At 36.7% G+C, this 11,236-nt stretch carries 12 protein-coding genes and 2 pseudogenes; 13 read left to right on the plus strand and 1 reads right to left on the minus strand.

All coding sequences use genetic code 11. The features are described 5' to 3' along the window. Positions 1 to 71 precede the first annotated feature (71 nt). From V7147_RS13300 to V7147_RS13330, 7 genes and pseudogenes are all read left to right on the plus strand, one after another. Positions 72 to 572 carry a DinB family protein gene (locus V7147_RS13300; protein ID WP_335368337.1) on the plus strand — a complete coding sequence of 167 codons (501 nt, stop codon included), beginning with the start codon at positions 72 to 74 and terminating at the stop codon, positions 570 to 572. A 189-nt stretch (positions 573 to 761) separates the two neighbouring features. Then, entirely contained in the window at positions 762 to 2,627 is a 1,866-nt protein-coding gene (locus V7147_RS13305; RefSeq protein ID WP_335368338.1) for an LTA synthase family protein, read from the plus strand. 14 nt (positions 2,628 to 2,641) lie between these two features. Continuing rightward, a complete protein-coding gene (locus tag V7147_RS13310) occupies positions 2,642 to 3,265 on the plus strand; it encodes a glycerol-3-phosphate acyltransferase (protein WP_335368339.1) in 624 nt (207 codons plus the stop codon). Between the two features lie 38 nt (positions 3,266 to 3,303). Next, positions 3,304 to 3,711 carry a GNAT family N-acetyltransferase gene (locus V7147_RS13315; RefSeq protein WP_335368340.1) on the plus strand — a complete coding sequence of 136 codons (408 nt, stop codon included), beginning with the start codon at positions 3,304 to 3,306 and terminating at the stop codon, positions 3,709 to 3,711. A 141-nt stretch (positions 3,712 to 3,852) separates the two neighbouring features. Further along, a complete protein-coding gene (locus tag V7147_RS13320; protein ID WP_335368341.1) occupies positions 3,853 to 4,293 on the plus strand; it encodes a YrvL family regulatory protein in 441 nt (146 codons plus the stop codon). Positions 4,294 to 4,339: 46 nt separating this feature from the next. Next, positions 4,340 to 4,474: pseudogene (locus V7147_RS13325) on the plus strand (phenazine biosynthesis protein); the annotation flags it as partial. A 231-nt stretch (positions 4,475 to 4,705) separates the two neighbouring features. Further along, complete coding sequence (locus V7147_RS13330; RefSeq protein WP_335368342.1) at positions 4,706 to 6,013, plus strand: VTT domain-containing protein; 1,308 nt, start codon at positions 4,706 to 4,708, stop codon at positions 6,011 to 6,013. Positions 6,014 to 6,301: 288 nt separating this feature from the next. Here the strand turns inward: V7147_RS13330 and V7147_RS13335 are convergent, their stop codons facing one another. Further along, on the minus strand, positions 6,302 to 6,688 hold the full coding sequence (locus tag V7147_RS13335) for a YmaF family protein (protein WP_335368343.1): 387 nt from the start codon (positions 6,686 to 6,688) through the stop codon (positions 6,302 to 6,304). A gap of 385 nt (positions 6,689 to 7,073) precedes the next feature. Between V7147_RS13335 and V7147_RS13340 the strand changes: the two are divergent. The 6 genes and pseudogenes from V7147_RS13340 to V7147_RS13365 form a co-directional block, all read left to right on the plus strand. Continuing rightward, positions 7,074 to 7,265, plus strand: a pseudogene (locus V7147_RS13340) (DUF2935 domain-containing protein); the annotation flags it as partial. 234 nt (positions 7,266 to 7,499) lie between these two features. Further along, positions 7,500 to 8,372 (plus strand): PHP domain-containing protein, encoded by an 873-nt coding sequence (locus tag V7147_RS13345; protein ID WP_335368344.1) that lies wholly within the window; start codon positions 7,500 to 7,502, stop codon positions 8,370 to 8,372. A 60-nt stretch (positions 8,373 to 8,432) separates the two neighbouring features. Next, positions 8,433 to 9,134, plus strand: coding sequence for a GntR family transcriptional regulator (locus V7147_RS13350; protein ID WP_335368345.1), 702 nt, complete (start codon positions 8,433 to 8,435; stop codon positions 9,132 to 9,134). 153 nt (positions 9,135 to 9,287) lie between these two features. Beyond that, complete coding sequence (gene phnG, locus V7147_RS13355; RefSeq protein ID WP_335368346.1) at positions 9,288 to 9,710, plus strand: phosphonate C-P lyase system protein PhnG; 423 nt, start codon at positions 9,288 to 9,290, stop codon at positions 9,708 to 9,710. A 12-nt stretch (positions 9,711 to 9,722) separates the two neighbouring features. Then, positions 9,723 to 10,328 (plus strand): phosphonate C-P lyase system protein PhnH, encoded by a 606-nt coding sequence (gene phnH, locus V7147_RS13360; RefSeq protein ID WP_335368347.1) that lies wholly within the window; start codon positions 9,723 to 9,725, stop codon positions 10,326 to 10,328. After that, positions 10,328 to 11,236: carbon-phosphorus lyase complex subunit PhnI (locus V7147_RS13365; protein ID WP_335368348.1), on the plus strand; the 909-nt coding region annotated here is incomplete at its 3' end. The genes phnH and V7147_RS13365, both read left to right, overlap by 1 nt.

An 11,236-nucleotide genomic window follows, 5' to 3' on the forward strand; every position in this document is an offset into this window, starting at 1 on the left:
ATACTTTGCTCATTAAAGAATATATACAGAATAGGAACCTAGGAATTTACTTTCTCGTGGAGGAGAATGTCATGAGTAATTTAATAAATGACAATTTGGATGAAACAAGAAATAACTTAATAATGGAGATTACGTCATTAAATGATATTCAATTTAATGAGAGCCCTGGTTTGAATAAGTGGAGTATAGCTCAAGTTTGCCATCATTTAATTTTAGTGGAGCAGGCGACAATAAAGGCAATTGAATGGGGATTAAAGGAAAAGGATGCAAAACAAGAACGTAAAAACATTCATCTTTTATTAGATCGAACGAAAAAGTTGAATCATCCAAAGATCGTTGACCCAGGTGTGGACCCATTTGAAATTCAGACAATCATAGATAGTTTAAATGATTCAAGAAATAAATTATGGACGTTTCTACATACAATCGAAGATAAATCAATATTGGCGGAAAAATCCATCAAGCATCCTGCCTTTGGTGAATTACCACTAGATCAATGGATTGAACAGATATATTTACATGAACTTCGTCACATAGAACAAATAAAAGAGATTAAATTATTAATAACTTAGAAAATGACGAGGGCATCTGAATGGAATTATTCCAAGATGCCTTTTTCCTACCTAAAAAAAGTTTTTGTTAACCAATTGGAATATTATGTTAGTATTAAGCTGTAAAGGTTTTATGCTAAAAGGCGGATAGGTTAATAAACACCCCATGTGTAAAGTTATTTGATACTATTTTTGAGAGGGCTTACTTCAATGTTGAACATAAATCGATTTAAAAACATAACAGGTTTAAACCTTACCTTCATCGTAACTAGTATTCTCTGGTTAAAGACGGTGATTGTTTGTTTTGTCGGCTTCAATCTTAGCATCCAATCCATTTTTGATGTTGTGTTAATCCTGACGAGTTCTATTGGATCCCTATTATTCGTAATGGGTTTCAGTTTTTATTTTGGTGAAAAAACAAATAGATTAGTATTGTTTGGCCTATTATTATTTGGGACAGGTGTTCTTTTTGGGGATCTTCTCTATTATCGTTTTTATATTGATTTTGTGACGATACCGATTCTTTTTCAGTTTGATAATGTTGGTGGTTTGAGTGCCAGTACAGTTGAGCTGATGAGTACTTGGGATGCCTTTTTATTTATTGATTTATTTATAGTAGGATGGCTACTTTTAAAGACAAAATCCAACCTTACCGTACAAAAACAAACGAAAAGAAAATATCTTGCAACTGCTTCGGGACTTGTCGTGTTAACCATTTGTTTTGGTTTGATAAAATCGGTTCATCTTTTTTCAGAATCCTATGACAGGGAGCAAATGGTGAAATCATTGGGTCCGCTCAATTACCATTTGTATGATATTGCTCTAGGTCTCAAGGCACCTCTAGAACTATTTCTTATTACAGAGGCAGATGCCGTTGCATTGGAGGAGCATTTACAACGTAAGGATTCCGGGCGAACGGAGTTATTCGGGATTGCAAAAGGAAAAAACATTGTCTTAATCACGTTGGAATCGACCCAGGACTTTGTGATCAATCAAAAAGTTAATGGGGAAGAAGTGACACCATTCCTAAATGAATTAATTAAAGATAGTTTTTATTTTAATCAAATCTATGATCAAACAGCACAGGGAAAAACATCAGATGCAGAATTCATGATCGATACAAGTCTTTATCCATTAGCAAGCGGCTCTGTTTATGTAAGAAGACCCGAAAATACCTATTTTAGCCTGCCTCATATATTAAGAGAACAAGATCATTATTATTCTGCAACCTTTCATGGGAATGTAAGCACGTTTTGGAATCGAGATGTCATGTACAAAGCCCTTGGCTATGATCAATTTTTTTCTAAGGATGATTACTCAGTAACGGAAGAGAACTCGGTCAACTATGGATTAAAGGATATTCCATTTTTTATACAGTCAGTCGACTATTTAAAGAGTTTACCAGAGCCGTATTATGCGAAATTCCTTACGCTAACGAATCATTTTCCTTTTTTATTAAACGAGGAAGACATGTTTATCGACCCGGCAGATACAAAGGAAGATGTTGTGAATCGTTATGTCACGACCGTTCGTTACTTGGACAAATCGATTGAAGCATTTTTTGAAAAGTTAAAAGAAGAAGGTATGTATGAAGATACAGTGTTTGTTCTAGTCGGCGACCACTATGGTATTTCCGAAAAATATCATGAAGGTTTGAATGAGTTACTAGATGAAGAGGATACCCTTATCAATCAAGTAAAACATCAACAAATACCGCTGATTATCCATGTTCCTGGCCAGGAAGGGGAAACCATCACCACACAAGGCGGGGAAATTGACATACGTCCGACTCTTCTTCATCTTCTTGGAATTAAGATTGATGACCGTTACTCGTTCGGCCACAATCTTTTCACAAGGGATAGCGACCATCCAGTTGTTTTCCGAGATGGTAGTTTTATTTCAAAAGATTATATATATAAGAATAATAGTTGCTATGGAAAACAAGACGGGGAAGATGTAGACCCTCAGAAATGTGAACCTTATTTGGATGTGGTGAGACAAGAGCTAACACTATCGGACAATATCATTTTTGGGGATGTATTAAGGTTTGCGGATGAAGAATTCGAAAAAAAATGAAGAAAAGGTGACGTATGTTAAGTCTAGTAAGTATCGTCGTTGGGTATATATTTGGTTGCATCCATGGTTCGACCATTGTTGGCAAGCTTAAGAGGGTTAACATTAAGGAAAGTGGTGTTAAAAATGCAGGTGCTTCTAACACCACGATTGTTTTAGGGTGGAAGTATGGAATAATCGTAGCCTTAATTGACATAGGAAAGGGTGTAGTACCGGTTTTACTTATGAAAAATTGGTTAGGCAGCTATTCTCTAGATGATCGTACATTTTATTTTCTCATATTTTTAAATGGAGCTTTTGTCATTATTGGTCATATTTTTCCTGTAACGATGAAATTTAATGGAGGAAAAGGGACAGCTTCAATGATAGGAGTTGCATTCGCTATCGATTGGAAGGTCGGATTAATCGGGTTAGCACTTCTAATTATTTTTTCACTTATTAGCGATTATCTTCCAATCGGTGTCCTAATGATGTATCTAGCCTGGGTATTTCTTACCTATTTATTTGGTTACCCAATGTATGCAATCCTTATTACTTTCGTCTTAACGTTGCTATGTATCTATAAACATCTTGAAAATTGGAGACGAATCCAAAACAAAACAGAAACAAGGATTTCAAGTATGCTCAAATTTGGGGCATAAAAAAGTTCACGTTTGTTTTCAAAATAGGAGGTGCTTATGTGGAAATAAAGATTGATTATACAATACAGCCCCCAGAAAATTTTGAGGAATTAATAAGTTTATATGGAGCATTGGGATGGAATTCTTTAAAATTAAGTGCAAATGATTTAGAAAGAATGTGTAAACAAAGTTGGTATGCCGTATATGCTTTTGATGGGCAACAATTGGTTGGGATCGGACGCGTCATCTCTGATGGCGTTATTACGGGGATCATATGTGGCGTGGGTGTTCTACCACATTATCAATCCAAAGGAATTGGTAAAGAAATCGTAAACCGAATGGTAAAACATTGTGAGCAAAACAAAGTGATACCTCAACTTATGTGTGTAGAAAGTTTAGAGCCCTATTATAAAGAATTAGGGTTTACGAAATTTTCCATAGGAATGACCATGCATCTAATACGGTAACAGGTACGATAGGTAAAAGGCGATCAGTAATATGGTCGTCTTTTTTCTTTACAATATATTAATAGTACGTTTGGAATAATATGTTAGGATAAAAGTAACTTGGTCTACTGTTACTAGAATATCGGAAGAAGGAGCAGACGGATGGCAGAACATAAAAATGATTCATTTCGTGATTTGAATATAAAAAATAAGACGGGAACAGTAGTCGGAATAGCACTTCTAATTATTGTGTTGGTCGGCTTTCTATTTGGGTTTTACTTCTTTGGAATTGCAGGGGTTTTTAAAGCTCTTGGCGTGCAGTATACATCTGGTTGGTCATTGGTTGTTTTTGTTGTCAGTTTTATTATTTTAGGTATTATTGTAGAACTGTTCTTTAATGCATTTTTCAAGCTATCCGTTCAACATATAACAGGAAAAGCAAAGTTGTTTTTTATTCGTATCAGTTTTGAAGGCATGTCGAAGTTTCTAGTGCTATTTATAGTGGATGAGTTTATGAACAGTATTACACTTTCCGTAAGAACAGAGATCTTGATTGCATTGGTGTTTGCCGTACTAGAAACTGTTTTCGATGATAAGGATTAAGTTTGAAAAAAATGAATATGGGGGGCGGTGACTAGTAGTGAAAATTATGAAACAAAATGAACCTACTTTTGGTCAAATTTTATATGCAAAAATAGTTTCTGATGTTTTAAACATAGATAGTGAGTACATCGATGAGTGGTTTCCGATCCAGGAGGTTTCAACTGGACTTCCAGACATTGTAGGCGGTAAAGTAATGAAAGTTGCCCAAGGTGAGTGTATTCTATAATACTGTTTCTTATAAAATAATCATCAATCATCTCCTTCCCCTTCTGTTAATTCTAACCATAAAGTTCCATAAGAAGCTGCTGAAGCATCAGCAGCTTCTTTATTCAAGTCCATCAATTATAAAAGTAATACTTAAGTAAATAATAGAGGATGAAAACTTTCCCTACTTACAAAGGAGGAATCCACTATGCAATTTTTAACAGCCTTGATTGAACATTATGGATATGCTGTACTATTTTTGTCTCTCATGTTAGAGCTTATTGCTATCCCGTTACCCGGAGAATTCTTAATGGGATACGCAGGTGTTCTAGTGTTTCAAGGGAAATTGAGTTGGATAATAAGTATAGTAATAGCTGGTGTGGGAAGCTGTACGGGTATGACTATTTCTTATTGGATAGGGAACAAATTGGGAACGCCTTTTTTTCATAAGCATGGTCATCGAATTCATTTAGGACCGGACAGATTAGAAAAAACATCTGAATGGTTTAAAAAATATGGTAACAAGCTATTGCTTATTGCCTATTTCATACCCGGAGTTCGTCATATTACAGGCTATTTTTCAGGCATTACTCAAATACCTTTTCGTACATATATTCTTTATGCCTATAGTGGTGCTTTTATTTGGACAGGGACGTTCATTACACTTGGAAAATTACTAGGTCCTCAATGGGAGCAATTCCATACCTCGATAAAAAAATACCTTTTTGTCGGAAGTGTTTTTGCTATCGCCATTCTGGTTATTATTTATCTTCTCAAAAAATATAAGCTAAAGATCAAAGAACTAATAATCGCTGGGCTGGGGAGAGGGGAGCAACGGTTTCAATCTCTTCGTCGTCTAAGGCTTTTAATTGTAAGCACATCAGTATTATTATTGGTCTTTGTTATTTTCATGGCCAGTTTAATTGAAAACTACATAAACAATGAATTTGAACAGTTTAATACTATAGTAATAACCCTTGTTTCAATAATTTTTAATGATCAATCGGCATATTGGATGAAGTTATTTGGTTTACTTGCGTCAAGAATTATATTAGTTCCCTTAATAGTTCTTACTTTTTTATGGATAGTGGTAAAAGCTAAAGATCGAAAAATAGAAATTGTTTTCTTACTCATTGTTGTGATTGGAGGAGAATTATTCGAAGAAGGAATCAGGCGTGTTTTTCACTATTTACAACCTGTTCATTCTGCATTAACGAATCATCTTTTATACTCTTTTCCAAGTGAACAAACGTTAACTGCTTTTATTTTATTTGGTTTTTCTGCCTATCTATTGGTTCGGCATTCTAAAAAATCTGGGCTGCAAACATTTACTTCTATAATTGTTGTTATAATTTTACTTCTCATTGGATTAAGTCGCATTTACTTTAAGCAACAATATCCAAGCGATGTGGTTGCTGGCTATGCCTTCGGTGGTGTGTGGTTAAGCTTAAATATTCTAGTACTGGAACTTTTCAGATTCTCACAAAGGTTTAGCAAATTAAAAGGTTCCAAATAAATATATATTTCCATACTAATACAATCACAATCAAATAAAGAGAAAATTAAAAGACCTAAGTAAGGTAGAATACCGAACTCAGGTCCTCAAAGCAGCCTAAAATATTTGTCTAGACTTTATTTGGTCAGATCAATAAAGACTTCGTATTTTTTATGAAAACATATCCTAAGATTATTGTAGGGTATAAGAAGTGTAAAAATAGCTAATGTAGAGGAGTTGGGTGGGATATCTTTTTAGAATAAAAGTACTGTAATGTAGTGAAAGTCATCAAAAAATTATTAAGATTGTTTAATCACTAGGGCTTGTTTTGCCGCTATATTTATGTGAATGAGGATGAGAGCCGTTTACAGTGGTTACTCCATGAAATTTGTGAAAATGCCCTCCTTCAGGCAATGGGATAGCAGGTCCTGTGACCCCTCTAATTTCATGTTTATGCCCATCATTGAAGGAAGTAACCGTAAAATAATGATGTGTATGAGGTACTCCAGTTGGGGCTGGTTCGGTTCTTCCTGCATATCGATGTTCATGTCCAGCATTAAAAGATGTTACCCCCGAGAAATGATGCCTATGAACAGGTTTGCCATCCCATGAGGTAAGATACAAAACATGTGAATGTTCGGCATCTTGATTTGATCTAGATGATTCGACAATATAACCTGTCACCGGTATTTCCATAAGTTTTTTCCACCTTTCTTTTTACAATTTTAAAGTAAAATAACTTCAAAAATTAATGTTCATCACAAGATACATATGGTCAATTTCCGATTTTAGACCAATGAAGTGGATGCAATTTGTGATCATAGTATCGAATTTGGAGGTACAAAGGAATCGTCTAATGAAAAGCTAACAGCCATTAAATAATTTGAAAAGCAACGTCTACATACAGGCGTTGCTTTCAAATTATTTTAATCCATTCAAAATTAACCTTTTATCTCCAACTGGTTCAACATGCACATGGACATTGTGAACGTTGTGTTCCTTCATAAAATAATAACCAGTAAAGAAAGAGTTTTTACCGAAGGAAAAACTTTTGTAGCATTAGTAGCAGTCTGACCAACTCTCCCGTTTTATTGCATCTCTCCTTGACCAGTCAGAAAGAAATTTGGTTAAGTCTGCCTTGAAATTTGGGATGACTTTGAAACACTGTTGAATCAAGCTTGAGATGTGGAATCAATGTTATATCGTAAACAGCCTACTTTTCCTTAACGGAAAAATGAATAAAGATAGTGAGATGCTGCTCATTAATGAAAGAAAAATGGGCTGTGATAGGAAGGGAAGCACCTAAAATATAATCTGATTGGAACAATATGGTTTTTGCCATAAGAGCCCATCAATATTTTCAAAAGTAGCGTTAGTCCAAGCCATAAGGATTAGCGCTATTTTTTTGTCGTTAGCTTTTACTTAACTTTTAAACAAATTTACATTCTATTAACCTATTTTACAGAGTATCAAGTTATTCTAAAGAAAAGCGTAAGGAGGGATTCAAATGAAGGTAGAACTTCACTGTCATACCAATATTTCTGATTGTCCACTCTCGATTGAGGAAGTCATTGCATTAGCGATACAGGAGAATGTTACACATTTAGCTATAACAAATCATGATACAACTCAAGGACTTCTGCACGCAGTAGAGGTTGGAAAAAGCAATGGAATTGAAATCATTCCAGGTATTGAGGTTTCAGGCTATGATTTTGAACATGGCAGACGTGTACATATATTGGGGTATTTTATTGAACCAGGTCATGAAGCGATTGAGTCTGTTTGCCAGCCATTAATTGAACAAAGACATTTGGCTTCAAAGGAAATGGTCGAGCGCATCATAGCTGCTGGCTATGATATTACATGGGAACGCTGCTTGGAAATTTCCGAGGGGGGAACAGGCGTGTACAAGCAACATATCATGCAAGCCTTGATTGAAGCGAACTATACCGACTCCATTTATGGTTCTCTTTATAAAAAGCTTTTTAATCGGGGACAAAATGGAGAGGAACCTGGCATTGCTTTTATTCCGATGAAATATATAGATGCCAAAGTGGCGATACAAATTATTCGTGATGCGGGTGGAGTGCCAGTGCTAGCTCATCCGGGACAGTATGGAAATTTTGAGATGGTTCCGGAATTAGTTGAAGCGGGATTACAGGGAATCGAAGTGTGGCATCCGCTACATCATAAAGAGCATGAGGAAAGGGCAAAAATGCTTGCAGCCGTCTATAACCTTATCAAAACAGGTGGATCTGATTTTCACGGGGCATACGGGGAAAAGCCCGTACGACTCGGAAGCAAAAGCCCTGGTGCTGAATCGCTTGTTGAGATATTGCGCGTAAAAAAGCAAGGTTTAACTCCTGAGGTGCAGTCTTAATCGTTTAATTCATATGAAGGAGTTAAACTAGATTTCTTCGTTTTGAAAGGAGCAATCTAGATGTTTGAAAAAACAGTACTCGTTGACAAACTGATATTGGATATTCGTCAGGGATATTATAAGCCGAATGACAAGCTTCCATCGGAGAATGAACTAGCTGACCAGTATAAAGTGCCAAGAATGGTTGTCCGAAAGGCTTATGAACGCTTGCAGGAGCTTGGTTATATTTTTTCAAAGCAAGGAAAAGGAAGCTATGTTCAAAATCAAAAGCTGCAAATTCCACTTATTCTTTCAGGAGATGTTAGCTTTAGCGAAAAAATGAAAGAACTGAAATATGATTACAAAACAATCAATCTTTCATGCGAAATAATAGAATATGATTCTTCCATTTATCACGCTTTGCAAGTTTGCAATGGAGATTCAGTATATAAGATTAGCAGGTTGCGGATTGTTGAAGATTGTCCGATTGCGGTTCACACTTCATACTTGGCCCAATCTGTGTTTGAAAATATTGAACGGGATGGAAGTGGGATCACCTCCATTTTTCAATATTATCACAAACAGGGCTATTCAGATTTCAAGCCAGGCAGAAGTCAATTAAGCGTTATGTTTCCAAATGAACGGGAGCGGGATGTATTAAAATGTCCAAGTTTAGTGCCACTTTTGCTCGTTGAATCTGGGTGTGCAGATAAGAGGACAGGTACGATGCTTGAGTATTCTAAAATCATTTATAGAAGTGATTGTTTCACTTATGTGATATAGAAATTAGTAAGGGTCACCCTAGGGTGGTCCTTTTTTTATGCAATCAAACATTCTTTACAATAACAAAACAAACTTCACCTTTCTTTAACGTTCACTCACTTGGCAACAAGATAGATTAATAGGTGTAGATGAAAGAAAGGTGGTGGCCTTTAGATGAAGAGAAGACGAAGAACAGAAATTTTGATCAATGGCTCTCACGATTTAGCAGAGGATTTCGCGAAGTCTATTCTAAATCGCTATGAGGTGAACGTGATTCAAGAGCCAGAAAATAGCTTGGTTATGGTAAAGATGCGTGAAACGTCAAAGAAGAGCTTGTTTTATCCTGGAGAGGTATTTGTAACTGAGTCCAAGGTACAGATTCATGACAATATTGGAATTGGCATAGTAGCGGGCGATCAGCCAGAGCTTGCTTATCAGCTTGCAATCATTGACGCAGCTTTTGTAGCAAGATTGCCGGAAACAATAGACTGGATCGATAGGCTTTTACAGGAGGAGCAGAACATTCAGAAGCACCAAGCAGCTGCTACCAACTCCATTTTAAAAACAAAAGTAAATTTTGAAACAATGGATATATAGGAGGTTGAGATAGTGAAGCTAGATATTGTTCATGATCTTCAGGCAGTGTACCGAAAAATGATCGACTCCACCTCAAGGCCAGGGCTTATTTCGAATCTGAAAAGAGAGGCGGAACTCCTTGAGGCTGACATTCAAACAGAATGCACAGCATCACTAATTGTAGCGGCATTAACGCTACTTGATCAAGAAGTGACTTTTAACGTAGTTTCTGAAAATGAAGAAACGATTTCTGCAATCATCAATCAATTCACATATGCAAAGCCTGCTAATATCGATCAGGCTGATTATATATTCGTATTAAAGGACGCGAAGGCTAGCTCTCTAAAAGATGTACTCGAAAAGGCAAAGCCAGGTACGTTAAAAAATCCTCAGCACTCTGCGACGATTTTCGTAGAAGCGGAAAAGGTAATGCTTGGTGGATCTATACTATTAACAGGACCTGGTATTCAGTCAACCGTGTCAGTCGAAATTGACACTCAGGACGACTGGATTAAATGTAGTCAAGAAAAAAACAAAGAATATCCGCTAGGCGTTGATTTGATGTTTATTGATAAAGAGCATCAGCTATTATCGTTGCCGCGAACTACACAAATTACCGAAAATAGGGTGATTATCTAATGGGATATGTAGCAGTTAAAGGTGGAACCCAGGCGATTGAAGAATCCATTAAGCGCCTTACTTATGAAAGAACGCAAAAGGGACTAACGATTGAAGTGGAAAAAATTAAAGCTGGAATGCGAGGGTTAATCGACCAGGTAATGTCTGAAAGTAGCTTGTACGATGAGACATTAGCAGCCCTGGCAATCAAGCAAGCAGAGGGGAATCCAGAAGAAGCGGTTTTTTTATTAAGGGCATTTCGCTCAACTGTTCCACGAAAGCACTATTCAAGAGTAATAGAGTCTGAAGAAATGAAAATCGAAAGAAGAATTTCTGCAAGCTTCAAAGACATTCCAGGTGGGCAAATCCTTGGGGCAACGACTGATTATACGCACCGTCTACTTGATTTCAAATTAATGAAGGAAACCGATCACAGCATTCAGGAGTGGCTGGGGAAGTACGAGCAAGAAAACAGGCAGGATCGTGAGGAGAACGCACAACTAAAATTACCAAAGGTACTCGATTACTTACGTAAGGAAGGCTTAATTCCTCCTTGTGAAAACAATGACCAAGAGCCAGATGATGTCACGCGCGAAAGTCTTGAATTTCCATCGAGTCGAAGCCAACGACTGCAAATTTTAACGAGGGGAGAAACTGGAGCGGTAACCTCATTAGCCTATGCGGTCATTAGGGGCTATGGTGCTTTACATCCAACGGTTGGTGAGCTCCGCGTTGGAATGCTACCAGTGACAATTGATCATCCCATCCATCTAGCGGATGAGGACGATGCATTCTATATTGGGGAGATCAAGGTAACCGAAGCAGAAATGCTTATGCCAGTAACGGTTGAAAAAGAATATGGGAAAAAAGAAATCGAGTTTGAGATTGGGTATGGTCTTTGCTTTGGTCAAAATGAAACAAAGGCAATA

Origin of the sequence: Bacillus sp. JJ1521, from assembly GCF_036965165.1 — a bacterium.
Lineage (GTDB): Bacteria > Bacillota > Bacilli > Bacillales > Bacillaceae_L > Ferdinandcohnia.

Bases quoted from the DNA above. Each gene is read 5' to 3' on its own strand.
- V7147_RS13300 (WP_335368337.1), top strand. From the start codon at position 72: ATGAGTAATTTAATAAATGACAATTTGGATGAAACAAGAAATAACTTA.
- V7147_RS13305 (WP_335368338.1), top strand. From the start codon at position 762: ATGTTGAACATAAATCGATTTAAAAACATAACAGGTTTAAACCTTACC.
- V7147_RS13310 (WP_335368339.1), top strand. From the start codon at position 2,642: ATGTTAAGTCTAGTAAGTATCGTCGTTGGGTATATATTTGGTTGCATC.
- V7147_RS13320 (WP_335368341.1), top strand. From the start codon at position 3,853: ATGGCAGAACATAAAAATGATTCATTTCGTGATTTGAATATAAAAAAT.
- V7147_RS13330 (WP_335368342.1), top strand. From the start codon at position 4,706: ATGCAATTTTTAACAGCCTTGATTGAACATTATGGATATGCTGTACTA.
- V7147_RS13335 (WP_335368343.1), bottom strand. From the start codon at position 6,688: ATGGAAATACCGGTGACAGGTTATATTGTCGAATCATCTAGATCAAAT.
- V7147_RS13345 (WP_335368344.1), top strand. From the start codon at position 7,500: ATGAAGGTAGAACTTCACTGTCATACCAATATTTCTGATTGTCCACTC.
- V7147_RS13350 (WP_335368345.1), top strand. From the start codon at position 8,433: ATGTTTGAAAAAACAGTACTCGTTGACAAACTGATATTGGATATTCGT.
- phnG (WP_335368346.1), top strand. From the start codon at position 9,288: ATGAAGAGAAGACGAAGAACAGAAATTTTGATCAATGGCTCTCACGAT.